The organism is Antarcticimicrobium luteum (assembly GCF_004358185.1).
In the GTDB taxonomy this organism is placed as follows: domain Bacteria; phylum Pseudomonadota; class Alphaproteobacteria; order Rhodobacterales; family Rhodobacteraceae; genus Antarcticimicrobium; species Antarcticimicrobium luteum.
Genome location: NZ_SMUV01000055.1, coordinates 66465 through 83437 on the forward strand (window position 1 = coordinate 66465; position 16973 = coordinate 83437).

Annotated in this window: 16 protein-coding genes and 1 riboswitch; of the genes, 15 read left to right on the plus strand and 1 reads right to left on the minus strand. The window is 66.5% G+C overall.

Features of this window, described 5'->3' with window-relative positions; all coding sequences use genetic code 11:
- Positions 1-45 precede the first annotated feature (45 nt).
- From miaB to E1832_RS06190, 14 genes are all read left to right on the plus strand, one after another.
- Positions 46-1371, plus strand: a complete 1326-nt coding sequence (gene miaB / locus E1832_RS06125; RefSeq protein WP_133358853.1) for a tRNA (N6-isopentenyl adenosine(37)-C2)-methylthiotransferase MiaB — start codon at positions 46-48, stop codon at positions 1369-1371.
- Between the two features lie 265 nt (positions 1372-1636).
- Positions 1637-1966, plus strand: coding sequence for a hypothetical protein (locus E1832_RS06130; RefSeq protein ID WP_133358854.1), 330 nt, complete (start codon positions 1637-1639; stop codon positions 1964-1966).
- 332 nt (positions 1967-2298) lie between these two features.
- The gene (locus E1832_RS06135) at positions 2299-2814 is read left to right on the plus strand and encodes an OmpA family protein (protein ID WP_245513855.1); all 516 of its coding nucleotides are present in this window, start codon (positions 2299-2301) and stop codon (positions 2812-2814) included.
- Positions 2815-2825: 11 nt separating this feature from the next.
- Positions 2826-3122, plus strand: coding sequence for a hypothetical protein (locus tag E1832_RS06140; protein ID WP_133358855.1), 297 nt, complete (start codon positions 2826-2828; stop codon positions 3120-3122).
- A 142-nt stretch (positions 3123-3264) separates the two neighbouring features.
- A complete protein-coding gene (locus E1832_RS06145) occupies positions 3265-4266 on the plus strand; it encodes a PhoH family protein (protein ID WP_133358856.1) in 1002 nt (333 codons plus the stop codon).
- Between the two features lie 123 nt (positions 4267-4389).
- Entirely contained in the window at positions 4390-4902 is a 513-nt protein-coding gene (ybeY, locus tag E1832_RS06150) for an rRNA maturation RNase YbeY (protein ID WP_133358857.1), read from the plus strand.
- Between the two features lie 22 nt (positions 4903-4924).
- On the plus strand, positions 4925-5818 hold the full coding sequence (locus E1832_RS06155) for a hemolysin family protein (protein WP_133358858.1): 894 nt from the start codon (positions 4925-4927) through the stop codon (positions 5816-5818).
- Positions 5819-5828: 10 nt separating this feature from the next.
- Positions 5829-7337, plus strand: a complete 1509-nt coding sequence (lnt, locus tag E1832_RS06160) for an apolipoprotein N-acyltransferase (RefSeq protein ID WP_133358859.1) — start codon at positions 5829-5831, stop codon at positions 7335-7337.
- A gap of 41 nt (positions 7338-7378) precedes the next feature.
- Positions 7379-7428, plus strand: a riboswitch (SAM-SAH riboswitch).
- 4 nt (positions 7429-7432) lie between these two features.
- A complete protein-coding gene (gene metK, locus E1832_RS06165; RefSeq protein ID WP_133358860.1) occupies positions 7433-8614 on the plus strand; it encodes a methionine adenosyltransferase in 1182 nt (393 codons plus the stop codon).
- A gap of 227 nt (positions 8615-8841) precedes the next feature.
- On the plus strand, positions 8842-9546 hold the full coding sequence (gene trmB, locus E1832_RS06170; RefSeq protein WP_133358861.1) for a tRNA (guanosine(46)-N7)-methyltransferase TrmB: 705 nt from the start codon (positions 8842-8844) through the stop codon (positions 9544-9546).
- A gap of 174 nt (positions 9547-9720) precedes the next feature.
- Entirely contained in the window at positions 9721-11073 is a 1353-nt protein-coding gene (aroA, locus tag E1832_RS06175; protein ID WP_133358862.1) for a 3-phosphoshikimate 1-carboxyvinyltransferase, read from the plus strand.
- Positions 11070-11588 carry a hypothetical protein gene (locus tag E1832_RS06180; protein WP_133358863.1) on the plus strand — a complete coding sequence of 173 codons (519 nt, stop codon included), beginning with the start codon at positions 11070-11072 and terminating at the stop codon, positions 11586-11588. Before aroA ends, E1832_RS06180 begins: the two co-directional genes overlap by 4 nt.
- On the plus strand, positions 11585-12208 hold the full coding sequence (locus tag E1832_RS06185; RefSeq protein WP_133358864.1) for a (d)CMP kinase: 624 nt from the start codon (positions 11585-11587) through the stop codon (positions 12206-12208). The genes E1832_RS06180 and E1832_RS06185 overlap by 4 nt, the downstream gene beginning before the upstream one ends.
- A gap of 13 nt (positions 12209-12221) precedes the next feature.
- Positions 12222-13220, plus strand: coding sequence for an aldo/keto reductase (locus tag E1832_RS06190; RefSeq protein ID WP_133358865.1), 999 nt, complete (start codon positions 12222-12224; stop codon positions 13218-13220).
- Positions 13221-13394: 174 nt separating this feature from the next.
- Here E1832_RS06190 and E1832_RS06195 read toward each other — a convergent pair whose 3' ends face one another.
- Positions 13395-14945: an AMP-binding protein gene (locus E1832_RS06195; protein WP_133358866.1), complete on the minus strand. Its 1551-nt coding sequence runs from the start codon at positions 14943-14945 to the stop codon at positions 13395-13397.
- A gap of 287 nt (positions 14946-15232) precedes the next feature.
- Here E1832_RS06195 and rpsA point away from each other — a divergent pair, with 287 nt between their 5' ends.
- Positions 15233-16942, plus strand: coding sequence for a 30S ribosomal protein S1 (gene rpsA, locus E1832_RS06200; RefSeq protein WP_280960201.1), 1710 nt, complete (start codon positions 15233-15235; stop codon positions 16940-16942).
- Positions 16943-16973: the final 31 nt, after the last annotated feature.

Genomic DNA, 16973 nt, shown 5'->3' on the forward strand with positions numbered 1-16973 from the left:
GCCCTATGTCCGGCGACCGACCCCGTAGCCGCGAAAGCTGACCCGATGACCGCGCCGAAGAAACTCTATATCAAGACCTATGGCTGTCAGATGAACGTCTATGACAGCGAACGGATGGCCGAGGCACTGGGCGGACAGGGCTATGTCGAGACAAAGACGCCTGACGATGCCGACATGATTCTGCTGAACACCTGCCATATCCGGGAAAAGGCGGCGGAAAAGGTCTATTCCGAACTGGGCCGGTTCAAGGGGCTGAAGGCGGCGCGACCGGATCTGAAGATCGGCGTGGCCGGCTGTGTCGCCCAGGCCGAGGGCCAGGAGATCATGCGCCGCCAGCCTCTGGTCGATCTGGTGGTCGGCCCGCAAAGCTATCACCGTCTGCCCGAGATGGAGGCGAAGACGCGTGCCGGGGAAAAGGCGCTCGACACCGATTTCCCCGAAGAGGACAAGTTCGAGAAGCTGCGTGCCCGCCCCAAGGCCAAACGCGGCCCGACCGCGTTTCTGACCGTGCAGGAGGGCTGCGACAAGTTCTGCGCCTTCTGCGTGGTGCCCTATACCCGCGGCGCCGAGGTGTCGCGCCCGGTGGACCGGCTGCTGACCGAGGCGCGCGATCTGGTCGAGCGCGGGGTGCGCGAGATCACCCTGCTGGGCCAGAACGTCAATGCCTATCATGGGGTTGGCCCGGATGGCGCCGACTGGTCGCTGGCGCGGCTGATCTGGGCGCTGAACGATGTCGACGGGCTGGAGCGGATCCGGTTCACCACCTCGCACCCCAATGACATGGCCGAGGATCTGATCGAGGCCCACGCCGACTGTCCGAAACTGATGCCCTATCTGCACCTGCCGGTGCAGTCGGGCAGCGACCGCATCCTGAAACGGATGAACCGGTCGCACACCGCCGAGCAATATCTGCGGCTGATCGAGCGGCTGCGCGCGGCGCGGCCCGATCTGCACATGTCGGGCGACTTCATCGTCGGCTTTCCCGAAGAGACCGAAGCGGATTTCCGGGATACAATGGCGCTGGTCGAGGCGGTGCAATACGGCTCGGCCTTTTCGTTCAAATACTCCACCCGCCCCGGCACCCCGGCGGCCGAGCGCGCCCAGGTGAGCGAGGCGGAAAAGGACGACCGCCTGCAGCGGTTGCAGGCGCTGCTGACCCGCCAGCAGCGGGCGTTGCAGGACGCGATGGTGGGCCGCGAGGTCAGTGTCCTGTTCGAGAAATCGGGCCGTATGCCCGGCCAGATGGTGGGCAAGTCCGACTATCTGCACGCGGTGCATGTGGACAGCGACGCCATCGCCCCCGGCGATCTGGCGCGGGTCAGAATCGTCAGTTCGGGGCCAAATTCGCTGGCCGGAGAGCTGTCACGCTGAGCGGTCCCGCGCCGGCGCGGCGACGATTCGGCGCGGTGCACATCGCCAAATCCCCGGATCTCGGGATCCGTTTGTCTTGCAGGTTGAAAATGTTCCTGTGAAGGCTCGGAATTGTTTCAAGTATTAATCTAATTGTTGCGGAAAATTTGCCTATGTTTTCGGCGGTGTATGATGGCGTCAGTCTTTCGACCGATCTCAGCTTGCTGTCGGTCAGAATACGGCGGAGCATCAACGCGAACGAATTCTTTGGTTTCGGAGTAGTCCAATGAGATGTGTGATCCTTGCCGCGGCCCTATTGAGCGCCACGGCGTGCCAAGTGTCCGCAGAAGGCTACAAGCTTATCACGGACGGAAATACGCTGATCGTGAGCTGCTTCCGCGGCCCTTGGAAGGACGTGATCTGGGATCGTCCCAACTCCAACTTCATCGATAGCCTGATCGATTTCGGCTACGATTATCCCAATGCCCACGCGATCGCCGAGCGCCTTTGCCGCGACGACCACCTGGTGGGCAACAAGGCCGCGATGAAGGCCGAGATGATCCGTATTTATTACGAGTCGCCGGAAATCCGCGGCAAGACCCGCAAGCTGCGCTGATCCTCCCGGAAGGGGGCGCGCGCCGCGCGCCCTGCGATCATGCCGCCGCCGGTCCCGCGCGGCGGCCGGTTTTCGTTTCACATTCGTGAAAACGCGCCGGTCGTTTTTTCGATCACCCCCTGCATGGGTGCGGGGGACGCTCTGGTCGGAGCCTCAATATATGGAGGTTTTTTGCTTCACATGTATCGATTAGTTTCATAACCTTAGAGGAATAAAGGCGAAGTCGGCCCCGGTTATCGGGGGGCGGCGTCATTTTCGGGGGATCAAAGGTGACTACATCAAAGGTGATTGATTTAAGGGTCCAGCGTGCCCTGACCACGCTGGCCGCAGCGATTGCGCTGGCCTTCGCGTTCGCAACCATTGCGCAGGCCGGGACGAAAACCGTGATTGGGGAACGCTATATCCCGACCATCTGGGTCGATCCGGACGGCTGCGAACACTGGGTCATGGATGACGGCGCCGAGGGGTACATGACCCCGCATGTGCGCCGCGACGGAACCCCGGTTTGCCGCCGGGGCAACCTGTGCGGCACGATGCCGGCGGATCAGTTCTTTGCCACCGACAAATATTACATCAACGCCGCCGGCCAGCAGCGCCTGCGCGAGTTCTTCAACTCCGCCGGCGCGCGCGGTTATATCATCACCGGACATACCGACAGCCGCGCTTCGGACGCCTACAACATGCGCCTGTCGCGGAACCGCGCCAATTCGGTGGCCCGGGTCGCCCGCAGTGTCGGTGCGAATGTGGTCGATGTGCGCGGCTACGGTGAGCGCGATCCGCGGGTGCCCAACACCAGCGCCGCCAACATGGCGCAGAACCGCCGCGTCGAAATCATCTGCGTGCAGTGAGGAGAGAGACCATGAAGATCGTCAAGGCCATCGCACTGCTCGCCGCTGTCGGCACGCTCGCCGCCTGCGAGGCGACCGACAAGACCCGCGACCGCAACATCTTCGATACCAAGGATTTGAGCCAGCTCAAGGCCGGGATCTGGGTTGACCCGACCGGATGCGATCACTGGATCATCGACGACGGCGTCGAGGGATATCTGTCCCAGAGGCTGGACCGCAACGGCAAGCCGGTCTGCTCGGGTGCGGCGCCTCCGGGCGTGGCCACCGGACCGTTCAAGAAGGGCAGCGCGGTCGTCGATGCCATCTGATCCGACCGCGATCATTCCTACGGCCGTCCCATCCAGGGGCGGCCGTTTTTTGTTTCAAATCCGTGAAAAACGCGCGCTGCCGCTTGCGCGCTGTGGCCGATCTTGGCAGGCTTGTCTTACCGTTTGAAACAAGGAGAGCGGATTGGCCATTGGCGCCCTGACCCCACCGCAAGCCGAAAGCGCACCGCGCGAGGTGCTGATCGAATTTCCTGACAATCGTCTGCTGATCGACCTGTGCGGCGAATATGACCGCAACCTGGCCGAGATCGAGCGCAAGCTCTCGGTTCAGATCCTGCGCCGCGGCAACCAGCTTGCCATCATGGGCGAGGCGGCGTCGCAGGCACAGGCGGTCGAGGTGCTCAACGCGCTGTATCACCGGCTGGAGGGCGGCCGCGCGGTCGAGGCCGGCGACGTCGACCGCGAATTGCGGATGGGCAACGCCGAAGACAGCGCCCGGGACGGCGACCAGCTCGAGATGTTCAAGGGCGGCCCGATCGAGATCAAGACCCGCAAGAAGCTGGTTGAACCGCGCACCGACGCGCAGAAAGCCTATGTTCAAAGCCTGTTCAACAACGAACTGGCGTTTGGCATCGGGCCGGCGGGCACCGGCAAGACCTATCTCGCCGTGGCGGTCGGGGTGTCGATGTTCATCGGCGGCCATGTCGACCGGATCATCCTGTCGCGCCCGGCCGTCGAGGCGGGCGAAAAGCTTGGCTATCTGCCCGGCGACATGAAGGAAAAGGTCGATCCCTACATGCAGCCGCTCTACGACGCGCTGAATGATTTCCTACCGGGCAAGCAGCTTGCCAAGCTGATCGAGGAAAAGCGGATCGAGATCGCGCCGCTGGCCTTCATGCGCGGGCGCACGCTCGCCAACGCCTTTGTGGTGCTGGATGAGGCGCAGAACGCCACCACCATGCAGATGAAAATGTTCCTGACCCGCCTGGGCGAGGGCAGCCGCATGGTCATCACCGGCGACCGCAGCCAGGTGGACCTGCCGCGCGGCATGCCGTCGGGGCTGGCCGACGCCGAACGGCTGCTGAAAACAGTGGGCGGCATCAGCTTCAACTATTTCACCTCCAAGGACGTCGTGCGCCATCCGCTGGTCGCGGCCATCATCGAGGCCTATGAGGCGGACGTCTGAGGCCCTGTCCGGCGCCCGCCAATTCCTCTTACCGGCGCTCCTCCGGCGCGAACGGGCCGCGCCCGGGGCAGCAGGCCAGGACGGGGCTGGTCCCGTCGCGCCGACTGGCGTAAAGGCCGCGGCATGACCATCGATCTCACCCTGGAAGATCCCGCCTGGCGGGCGCTGGATCTGGACAGCCTGGCCAACCGCGCCGCCTGGGCGACCCTGACGCATCTCGGCCTCGACCCGGAGGTCTGCGAAATCGCGCTGCTGGCATGCGACGATGACCGTATCGCCGATCTCAACGCCGAATTCCGCGACAAGCCCGGCCCGACGAACGTGCTGAGCTGGCCGGCCGAGGATCTGGCCGCCGAGACCCCGGGCGCATCGCCGGACCTGCCGGAGCCGGATTTCACCGGAGAGATCGCGCTGGGCGACATCGCCATTGCCTATGGCACCTGCGCCCGCGAGGCCGAGGCGCAGGGCAAATCGCTGGCCGACCATGCCTGCCACCTCATCGTGCACGGGCTGTTGCATCTGCTCGGCTACGACCACATCCGTGACCCGGATGCCACTTTGATGGAGGCACTGGAGGTGGAGATACTTGGCAGATTGGGTCTTGATGACCCATATAGGGGGCAAGACGGGCCGTAACGGCCTTTTTCGGACAGGACCCATGGGCGACGACACAGACGATTGTTCTAACGCAGCGCAACGCGCGCACCCCGAAACCGATAGCCCCGAGGCCGGTGAAAAGACCGGATTTCTGGGCCGCATCCTTGAAGCATTCGCGCCGGGCGACGAGACAGCGCCGGCACAGACCAATGGCCAGGCGGTCATGGTTGAGCAACCGCGCGGCATGATCAACCTGCGCCGCATGCGGGTCGAGGACGTAGCGATTCCCACAGCCGAGATCGTGGCGGTGCCCGGCACGATCACGCTGGACGAGCTTGTGGCCATCTTCCGCGAAAGCGGGATGACCCGGATCCCGGTCTATGACGGCACGCTGGACACGCCGCTGGGCTTCGTCCACCTCAAGGATCTGGCGCTGACATATGGCTTCAGCTGCGATCAGGAGACCGCGTTCGATGTCACCGCGATGCTGCGGCCGCTGCTGTTTGTGCCGCCGTCGATGCCGATCGGCGTGCTGCTGACCAAGATGCAGACCGAGCGGCGGCATATGGCGCTGGTGATTGACGAATACGGCGGCGTCGACGGCCTGCTGACCATCGAGGATCTGATCGAACAGGTGGTGGGCGAGATCGAGGACGAGCACGACACGGACGAGGATCAGCTCTGGGTCAAGGAAAAGCCCGGCGTCTATATCGCTCAGGCCCGCGCCCCGCTGGATGAATTCGAGGCCGCGGTCGGCCGCTCGTTGACCAGCCACGAGGATGTCGACGAGGAAGAGATCGACACCCTCGGCGGTCTGGTCTTCATGCTGTCGGGGCGGGTGCCGACCCGGGGCGAGGTCGTGGTCCATCCCGACGGCGCGGAGTTCGAGGTGATCGACGCGGACCCCCGCCGGATCAAGCGGCTGCGCGTGCGGGTTCCGGACGCGGCGGAATGAAAGCGGCGGGATGACCCTTCTGTGCGATTGGTCGCTGCGCCGTCGGCTGCTGCTCGCGGCCGTGGCCGGGGCGGCCGGCGCGCTGGGGCTGGCGCCGTTCGGCCTCTGGCCGGTCACGCTGATCGCGGTGGCGCTGATGCCGGCGCTGCTGCTTTCCTGCGATACCCCGCGGGCGGCGGCGCTGACGGGCTGGGCCTTTGGCGCGGGCTGGTTCGCCCATGCGCTGTCGTGGATCGTCGAGCCGTTTCTGGTCGATCCTGACCGCTATGCCTGGATGGCGCCCTTTGCGCTGCTGTTTCTGGCCGGTGGTCTGGCGCTGTTCTGGGGCGGCGCCTTCTGGGTCGCCCGCCGCGCCGCCGGCACCTCCGCGGGCCGGATCGCGGCGCTGGTCGTGGCGCTGTCTCTGGCCGAGTTCGCCCGCGCTTTTCTGCTCACCGGGTTTCCCTGGGCCGCTGTGGCGCAGGTCTGGGTCGGCACGCCCGCCGATCGACTGCTGGCCTGGATCGGACCGCAGGGGCTGGCGCTGACGACGTTGATCGTTGCGGTGCTGCCCGGCTGGGCGCTGGCCCGGCGGGTGTCGGTGCGGGGCTGGGCGCTCTGCCTGTTGCCGGCCGTGGCGATGGCCGTCGCCGCGCTGGCGACCGGGCGACAGCCGCCTGTCGCGGGCACCGGCGCGATCGTCCGGGTGATCCAGCCAAATGCGCCGCAGCACCAGAAATGGGACCCGGCCTATATCCCGGTTTTCTTTCAGCGGCAGATCGCCTTTACCGAGGCCGATCCGCGCCCCGACCTGATCGTCTGGCCCGAAAGCGCGGTGCCGGTTCTGCTGGAGGAGGCCGCCCCGACGCTGGCCCGAATCGCCGAGGCCGCCCGGGGCGCCGATGTGGTGCTGGGCATCCAGCGCTTCGAGGGCCGGCGCGTCTACAACTCGCTGATCAGGCTGGACGGCGCGGGTGAGGTGGCCGGGCTCTATGACAAGCATCACCTGGTGCCCTTTGGTGAATATGTGCCGCTGGGCGATCTGGCCGCCGAGGCCGGGGTCTATGGGTTCGCCGCGCGTGAGGGGCAGGGATACAGCGCAGGGCCGGGGCCGCGCCTGCTGGACCTGGGGCGGCTGGGCGCCGCCTTGCCGCTGATCTGCTACGAGGCGGTGTTTCCGCAGGACGTGACCGGCACGCCGGAGCGGCCGAGGTTTCTGCTGCAGCTCACCAACGACGCCTGGTTCGGCACCCGCGCGGGCCCCTATCAGCACCTGGCACAGGCCCGGATGCGCGCGATCGAGCAGGGGCTGCCGATGGTGCGGGCGGCCAATACCGGGATCTCTGCCGTTGTCGGCCCGCATGGCGAACTGATCCGTTCGATCCCGCTGGGCGAGGCGGGCTATGCCGATGCGGAGCTGCCGGCGCCGCTGCCGCCTACGGTTTATGCGCGAACCGGCGACTGGCCTGTGTTCCTCCTGCTACTTATTGTCGGGAGTGCGCTTCTGGTGGTGCAATGGCGTCGCGGATCGCCTACATAGCGAATGACCGGCGCGCGCAGAGGGTGCGGATCCGGGCCTTAACGCTGTCACAACGGCTTCCTGACGTGGCAGGTAAAACACCAATGGAGCACTTCATGTCCCGCAAGAACTACATTTTCACCTCCGAGTCCGTTTCGGAGGGCCACCCCGACAAGGTCTGTGACCGGATTTCCGACGCCGTTCTCGACGCCTTCCTCGCCGAGGAGCCCGAGGCGCGCGTCGCCTGCGAGACCTTTGCGACCACGGGCATGGTTGTCATCGGCGGTGAGGTCGGCCTGTCCGACCAGGAACGGCTCAAGAACTACATGGGCCGGATCGGCCAGATCGCCCGCGACTGCATCAGGGATATCGGCTACGAGCAGGAGAAGTTCCACTGGAACACCTGCCATGTGCTGAACTTCCTGCACGAGCAGTCCGCGCATATCGCCCAGGGCGTCAACGCCGCCGACAACAAGGACGAGGGTGCCGGCGATCAGGGCATCATGTTCGGCTATGCCACCGACGAGACCGAGGCGCTGATGCCGGCGCCGATCCAGTATTCGCACGCCATCCTGCGCCGCCTTGCCGAGGTGCGCAAATCCGGCGCCGAGCCCAGCCTGCGCCCCGATGCCAAGAGCCAGCTCTCGGTGGTCTACGAGGACGGCAAGCCGGTCCGAGTGAACTCGATCGTGCTGTCGACCCAGCACGAGAGCGAGGATCAGACCAGCGACGATATCCGCGGGATCGTCGAGCCCTACATCCGCGAGGTGCTGCCCGAGGGCTGGATCACGCCGGAGACCGAATGGTGGGTCAACCCGACCGGCACCTTCGTGATCGGCGGCCCGGACGGCGACGCCGGCCTGACCGGGCGCAAGATCATCGTCGACACCTATGGCGGCGCGGCGCCGCATGGCGGCGGCGCCTTCTCGGGCAAGGATCCGACCAAGGTGGACCGTTCGGCCGCCTATGCGGCGCGCTACTTGGCCAAGAACGTGGTCGCGGCGGGGCTGGCAAAGAAATGCACACTGCAGCTCTCCTATGCGATCGGCGTCAGCAAACCGCTGTCGATCTATATCGACACCCATGGCACCGGAGTGGTGCCCGACGAGGTGATCGAGAAGGTGGTAGGCCAGGCGATGGACCTGACCCCGCGCGGCATCCGCGAGCATCTGCAATTGAACAAGCCGATCTATCAGCGGACCGCGGCCTATGGCCATTTCGGCCGCGAACCGGATGCCGATGGTGGGTTCAGCTGGGAAAGGACCGACCTGGCCGAGGCGCTGAAAAAGGCGGTCTGACCTGGTCAGCCGGCGCGCGTTTTCGCCCCCGTCCGGGAAACCGGGCGGGGGTTTTTTCGGGGCGGGCCGAAAACGGAGGTTTTGGCGCGGCCGGCGCGGGGACCGGAACGCGCGCGCTGCGCGGGCCTTCGGCGGGGTATTTCCGGCCGGAAAAAGAAGGGCGATTGCGACAGGCCGGACGGTGCAACCGCTTGCCCCACCGCCACCCAATCGCTAAACCGCGCGCCATGACGCAGCATCCAGACCGCCCCTATCGCAATTTCTACGGCCGTATCCACGGCAAGACCCTGAAGAAAAGCCAAAAGGCCTATCTTGACGAGGATCTGGCCGCGCTTTCGCCGGGTCCGGTGGAATGGGACGAGAACCCCGAGCGGACCCCGCTGGACCTGAACGCGCGGTTCGGGGGCGGGCCCGTGTGGCTGGAGATCGGTTTCGGCGGCGGCGAGCATCTGGTGCATCAGGCCGCCTCGAACCCTGACGTGGGGATTATCGGGGCCGAACCGTACATAAACGGGGTGGCCATGCTGTTGGGCAAGATCCGCCGGGCCGGGGTCAGCAACCTTGCCGTGCATCCCGGCGACGCGCGCGACCTGATGGACGTTTTGCCCGAGAACTCGATTTCGCGGGCCTTTCTGCTCTATCCCGATCCCTGGCCCAAGAAACGCCACCACCGCCGGCGCTTCGTCACGCAGGAGCATCTGGAGCCGCTGGCGCGGGTGCTGCGGCCGGGGGCGATCTTTCGCGTGGCGACCGACATTCCCGATTACGTGCGCCAGACGCTGGAAGAGGTGCCGAAGGCCGGGTTCGAGTGGCTGGCCGAGCGGCCCGCCGATTGGCGCGAGCCGTGGGACGACTGGATTTCCACCCGGTACGAGCAGAAGGCCCTGCGCGAGGGGCGGGTGCCGCATTACCTGACCTTCCGCAGGATCTGACGCGGCGGGCCGCGCCGATCCGCGCCAGATCGGGGCGTTTTGGAGGTGAATTGTACAGTTTGGTCCCGCGCGCCCCGATGGCCGGGCGACGGGGCGAAACACGTCATGGACGGCTGCGCCGTCATGCGCTACCCAAGCTTCGAGACAAGGGCCACAAGGAAGGAACCCGCGCAGATGTCCGCACATGGCACCCCGATCCCGATGAGCGCCAAGGCCGCCGGTCCGCTGAGCGGTGTGGCCGAGGTGCCGGGCGACAAGTCGATCTCGCACCGGGCGCTGATCCTGGGCGCGATGGCCGTGGGAGAGACCAGGATCACCGGGCTGCTGGAGGGTGAGGACGTTCTGGACACCGCCAAGGCGATGCGCGCCTTCGGCGCCGGGGTGACGCGGGACGATGACGGCACCTGGCATGTGCACGGGGTCGGTGTCGGCGGGTTTGCCGAGCCGGACCAGGTGATCGACTGCGGCAATTCGGGCACCGGGGTACGGCTGATCATGGGGGCGATGGCAACCTCGCCGATCACCGCCACCTTTACCGGCGACGCCAGCCTGACCAAGCGGCCGATGGCGCGGGTGACCGATCCGCTGGCGCTGTTCGGGGCGCAGGCGGTGGGGCGCGCGGGCGGGCGGCTGCCGATGACGATGGTCGGCGCGGCCGATCCGGTGCCGGTGCGCTATACCGTGCCGGTGCCCTCGGCGCAGGTGAAATCCGCCGTGCTGCTGGCGGGGCTCAATGCGCCCGGCCAGACGGTGGTGATCGAGAAGGAGGCCACCCGCGATCATACCGAGCGGATGCTGGCCGGTTTCGGCGCCGAGGTCACCACCGAGCAGAGTGAGGAGGGCCGGGTGATCACGCTGACCGGCCAGCCGGAGCTGGAGCCGCAGACGATCGCGGTGCCGCGCGATCCCTCCAGCGCCGCCTTTCCGGTCTGCGCCGCGCTGATCGTGCCGGGCTCGGACGTGCTGGTGCCGGGGATCGGGCTGAACCCGACGCGCGCCGGTCTCTTTACCACCCTGCGCGAGATGGGCGCCGATCTGACCTATGAGAACGAGCGCGAGGAGGGCGGCGAGCCGGTGGCGGACCTGCGCGCCCGCTACTCGCCCGACATGAAGGGCATCGCGGTGCCGCCCGAGCGCGCCGCCAGCATGATCGACGAATACCCCGTCCTCGCGGTGGTGGCGGCCTGCGCCAATGGCAAGACGCTGATGACCGGGGTGCGCGAGCTGCGGGTCAAGGAATCCGACCGCATCGACGCCATGGCGGTGGGCCTGCGCGCCTGTGGCGTCAGCGTCGAGGAGGGCGAGGACTGGTGGGAGGTCACCGGCCTCGGCGCCGGCAATGTGCCGGGCGGGGCGCGCTGCGCCAGCCATCTCGATCACCGTATCGCCATGTCCTTTCTGGTGCTGGGGCTGGCGGCGCAGAGTCCGGTTTCGGTCGATGACGGAAGCCCAATCGCCACGTCGTTCCCGGTGTTCGAGCCGCTGATGGCGGCGCTGGGGGCAAAGATCGAGCGGACCGGGGCGTGAGCCGCGCGCGGATCGCATACTGGGCGGTCTTTATGGCCGCGCTGGCGCTCTATGCCGCGATGGTCGGCGGGACGTTGCCGGCGATTGCGCGCGATGCGGGCGGGCTGACGCCGTTCGACATGCGCCCCATGGGCTATACCGTTGCCGAGGCGCGCGCCTTTCTTGCCGCTTTGGGCGATGAGGGCCGCGCGCTGTATCTGGGGCCGCAGCGCTGGCTCGATCTGGCCTATCCGGTGTTGCTGGCCATCGTTCTGATCGGGGCGGTTCGGATGCTGATCCGGCGGTTCTGGCTGCAACTGGGCCTGAGCCTTGCGGCGCTGGGCGGGATGGCCGCCGACTACCTCGAGAATGCCCGCGTGGCGGCCATGCTGGTGGCGGGCGGCGCGGTCGCCGATGAGCTGATCGGTGCGGCGAGCCGGGCAACCCAGCTCAAGGCGGGACTGACATCGCTGGTCATGCTGGCGGTCTGCGTCGCGCTGGCGCGGGCCGCGTGGAAGAGATGGAGGACGACATGAGCGAACCGTTTACGGTGGCGATCGACGGGCCGGCGGCCTCGGGCAAGGGGACGATCTCGCGGGCGGTGGCGGCGCGGTTCGGCCTTGCCCATCTGGACACCGGGCTGCTGTATCGGGCGGTCGGTGTGCGGATGCTGGACGGTATAGATCCGGTCGAGGCGGCGCAGGCGCTGACCCGCGCTGACCTGGCGGACGAGGGCCGGTTGCGCGGCGCCGAGGCGGCGCAGGCGGCCAGCAAGGTGGCCGTGATTCCCGAGGTGCGCGCGGCGCTGGTGGATTTTCAGCGCGCCTTTGCCCGCCGGGCAGGGGGCGCGGTGCTGGACGGGCGCGACATCGGCACGGTGATCTGTCCGGAGGCGGAGGTGAAGCTGTTCGTCACCGCCAGCGCCGAGGTGCGGGCGCATCGGCGGTATCTGGAGTTGCGGGCCAAGGGCGACGAGACCGCCGAGGAGGCGGTGCTGGCCGACGTGATCGCCCGCGATGCGCGCGACAGCGAACGCGCCGCCGCGCCGCTGCGCGCCGCCGGGGATGCGATTCGCATCGACACCTCGCATTTGAGCATCGACGAGGCGGTCGAGACCGCCACGCGGGTGGTCGGCGAACGATTGAAGCAGCGCTGAAGGAGCGGGACAGATGAAAAACCGGATCATGGGTCAGGGCGGCGCGGAGATATCGGCGATCGGAATCGGGGCGATGTCGTTCTCGAATTTCTACGGGCCGACCGACGAGGGGGAGAGCCACGCGATCCTCGATGCGGCGCTGGAGCTGGGCGTGACCCATATCGACACCTCGAACATCTATGGGGTGGGCAAGTCGGAGGAGGCGATCGGCAGCTTTCTCAAGTCGCGGCCCGGCGCGCGGGAGCGGTTTCATATCGCCACCAAGGCCGGCATCACCCGCGATGCCGAGGGCAACCGGTGCTATGACAACTCGGCGGCGCATCTGGAGGCGGAGCTGGACAAGTCGCTGGCGCGGATGGGCATCGACTGTGTCGATCTGATGTATATCCACCGCCGCCAGGCCGGAATGCCGATCGAGGAGGCGGCGGAAAACCTGGCCGCGCTGGTCAAGAAGGGCAAGGCGAAGTCAATCGGTTTTTCCGAGATTGCCCCCTCGAGCCTGCGGCGGGCGGCGGCGGTGCATCCGGTCGCGGCGGTGCAGTCGGAGTATTCGTTGTCCACACGCGCGCCGGAGCTGGGTCTGGTGCAGGCCTGCGCCGAACTTGGCACGGCGCTGGTGGCGTTCGCGCCGGTGGGGCGGTCGTTGCTGACCGACCACCCGCTGTCCCAAGAGGTGATCCCGGAACTGGGGTTCCTGAAGTCAAATCCGCGCTTTGTCGAACCGAACCTGAGCGCCAATCTGGCGATCACCGACCGGTTCCGAAGGCTGGCGGCCGAGATGGGCGCGCCGGCGGCGGCCGTCGCCATCGCCTGGCTGCTGCACAGGGGCGCGCATGTGATCCCGATTCCCGGTACCCGTTCGGTGAGCCATTTCCGCGAGCTGGTGGCAGGCTGCGATCTGGTGCTGACGGCGGCGGACATGGACCGGATCGAAGCGGTGCTGCCGGTGGGCTGGGCCCATGGCGACCGCTATACCGCCGATCAGTGGGTCGGGCCGGAGCGGTTTAGCTGAGCTGGCTTCGCCGGACAAACAAGCGCTGGCACTGACAAAGGCGCGACGCCGCGCCGGGCAGGGCCCGACCGCCCGCACCGGCGGGCGCCGCCCTGTGTTCCGGGCGTTGGCGTTGATGCATTTTCGGTGAGCTGTCGAGCGTTGCCCGGGCCGCGGCCCGGGCAAGCTGTCGTTTCACGCCCCGACCCGGTCCCGCAGCAGGCGGCGCAGGATCTTGCCGGAGGCGGATTTCGGTATCTCGTCCACCCGCTGCATCCGGCGCACCTGCTTGTAGTGCGAGAGCCGGCCGTCGAGATAGCCCTGCAGATCCTGCAGCGTCGGATCGGCGCCGGGGGCCGCGACCACAAAGGCCATCGGCAGCTCGCCCGCCTCGTCGTCCGGCACGCCGATCACCGCCACGTCGGCGACCTCGGGGTGGGTCAGGATCTCGGCCTCCAGTTCGGCCGGGGCGACCTGGAACCCCTTGTACTTGATCAGCTCCTTGAGCCGGTCGGTGACGTAGAGATAGCCGTCCTCGTCGAAATGGCCGATGTCGCCGGTCCGCAGCCATCCGCCCTCGACGATGGTCTCGGCGGTGGCCTGCGGGTTGTTCAGATAGCCCTTCATCACCTGCGGGCCACGCACCCAAAGCTCGCCGTCCCGGCCCAGCGGCAGATCCTGGCCGGTCTCGGGGTCGACGACGCGGCATTCGGTGTTGGAAATGGTCACGCCCGAGGCGCCGGGCCTGCCCTTGCCCTGGGGCGAGATATGGCTGACCGGGCTGAGCTCGGTCATGCCATAGCCTTGCGTCGCGTTGGTGCCCAGCCGCGCGCCCATCGCCTCGGCCACGTCGGCGCCCAGCGGCGCGGCGGCCGAGTTCACCTGTTCGACGAAGGAGAGGTCATAGCCCTCGACCAGCGGATGCTTGGCCAGCGCCAGCGCCACCGGCGGCACGATCCACAGCCGCGGGGTGCGGTGCCGGGCGGTCAGATCGAGGAACTGCTGCAGATCGAACCGCGGCATGGTCACCAGCCCGCCGCCGGCGGCGAGGTAGATGTTCATCAGCACCTCGAGCCCGTAGATGTGGAAGAAGGGTAGGAAGGCGACCGTCAGCTCGCCCGGGCGCACGTCGGCGGGAACCAGAGACTGGTCGATGTTCACGGTAAGGTTGCGATGGGTCAGCATCACCCCCTTGGGCAGGCCGGTGGTGCCCGAGGAATAGGGCAGGGCGACCACATGCCCGGCAGTGTCCACCGGCGCCTGCGCCTCGAGCGGTTTGCCCATCAGATCGGAGAGCGGCGTCGCGCCTTCGGCCGTGCCGATCACCACGATCTCGGTCACCCCGGTGCCCCGCACGGCCTCTTTCGCGGTGTCGAGAAAGGGCGCGACTGTGACCAGAATCTCGGCACCCGCATCGTTGAGCTGATGATTCACCTCATGCGCGGTATAGGTCGGGTTGATGGTGGTCACGGTGCCGCCCGCCCAGGCCGCGCCGTGGAACACCACACAGTATTCGGGAATGTTGGGCGCCATCAGCGCCAGCACCTTGCCCGGCGCCATCCCCCGTTCGGTCAGCCCGCCGGCCAGCGATTTCACCGCGCCGACGAATTGCGCGCCCGTCATTTCGCGCCCCGAGGGGCCGTCGATCAGGACGGTGCGATCCGGGTCGATGCCGGCGAAAACGCGTTCGGTGACCGAAAGCGTGCTGATTTCCACATCGGGAAACCGGCTATTGATGATTGTCATATGAAGTCCTCCCGGGGGAATTTCTACACAGGGCGGGGGCGTTGCCAAACGGTTTTCGGCCAGGCGGTGCGGCGGCGGCTGATAACGTGGCGCGCAGCCGCGCGGATGCGTCTTGCTCTTGCGTCACGGCCGGCAACCGCTTATAGAACCTCCGTCGACAAGGGCGAAAACGTCCGCAGATAAAGAGATCGAGCAGGGTCGGGATGCACCGGCCCTCTTTGTTTTGCGAGTCGCTCTGACCAACGAAACCCCAAGACCGGCGGAGACAACCGCGCGGCCGGAAAAATGTGAACGCAAAGGAAACCGAGACCCGAATGGCTCAGAACACATCCATGGAGGAATTCGAAGCCCTCCTGAACGAAAGCTTCGAAATGGACACGCCCAACGAGGGCTCTGTCGTCAAGGGCAAGGTCCTCGCCATCGAGGCGGGCCAGGCCATCATCGATGTCGGCTACAAGATGGAAGGCCGCGTCGATCTGAAAGAATTCGCAAATCCCGGCGAAGCGCCCGACATCACCGTTGGCGATGAGGTGGAAGTTTATCTGCGCTCGGCAGAGAACGCCCGCGGCGAAGCCGTGATCAGCCGCGAGATGGCCCGCCGCGAAGAGGCATGGGACCGTCTGGAAAAAGCATATGCCGACGACGCCCGCGTCGAAGGCGCGATCTTTGGCCGGGTCAAGGGCGGCTTTACCGTCGATCTGGGCGGCGCTGTCGCGTTCCTGCCCGGCTCGCAGGTCGATGTGCGCCCGGTGCGCGACGCCGGCCCGCTGATGGGCCTCAAGCAGCCGTTCCAGATCCTGAAAATGGACCGTCGCCGCGGCAACATCGTCGTGTCGCGCCGCGCCATCCTGGAAGAAAGCCGCGCCGAGCAGCGCGCCGAGGTCATCGCCAACCTGACCGAAGGGCAAACCGTGGACGGTGTGGTCAAGAACATCACCGAATACGGCGCCTTTGTCGATCTGGGCGGTGTTGACGGGCTGCTGCACGTCACCGACATGGCCTGGCGTCGCGTCAACCACCCGTCGGAAATCCTGTCGATCGGCGAGACCGTCAAGGTTCAGGTCATCAAGATCAACAAGGAAACCCATCGCATCAGCCTGGGCATGAAGCAGCTGCAGGAAGATCCGTGGGATCTGGTCGGCGCCAAGTTCCCGCTGGGTTCGGTCCACAAGGGCCGCGTGACCAACATCACCGACTACGGCGCGTTCGTCGAGCTGGAGCCGGGTGTCGAAGGTCTGGTCCACGTGTCCGAAATGTCCTGGACCAAGAAGAACGTGCACCCCGGCAAGATCGTTTCGACCTCGCAGGAGGTTGACGTCATGGTTCTGGAAATCGACCAGGCCAAGCGTCGCGTGTCGCTGGGTCTCAAGCAGACCATGCGCAACCCGTGGGAGGTCTTTGCCGAGACCCATCCCGAGGGCACCGAGGTCGAGGGCGAGGTCAAGAACATCACCGAATTCGGTCTGTTCATCGGTCTCGACGGCGACATCGACGGCATGGTTCACCTCAGCGATCTGAGCTGGGACGAGCGTGGCGAGGATGCGATCCAGAGCTACAAGAAGGGCGACATCGTCAAGGCCGTCGTCTCGGAAGTGGATGTGGACAAAGAGCGGATCTCGCTGTCGATCAAGGCGCTGGGCGGCGACAAGTTCGCCGAGGCCGTGGGCGGCGTGAAGCGCGGCTCGATCATTACGGTGAACGTGACCGCGATCGAGGATGGCGGCATCGAGGTGGAATACGAAGGCATGAAATCCTTCATCCGCCGCTCCGACCTGTCGCGCGACCGCGCCGAGCAGCGTCCGGACCGGTTCTCGGTGGGCGACAAGATCGACGTGCGCGTGACCAACGTGGACAGCAAGACGCGCCGTCTTGGCCTGTCGATCAAGGCCCGCGAGATCGCCGAAGAGAAGGAAGCCGTGGAACAGTATGGCAGCTCGGATTCGGGTGCCTCGCTGGGCGACATTCTCGGCGCCGCTCTGAAGGGCGACAACGACTGATCAGCGCTTTGCTGAGCTGAAACGGAGCGGG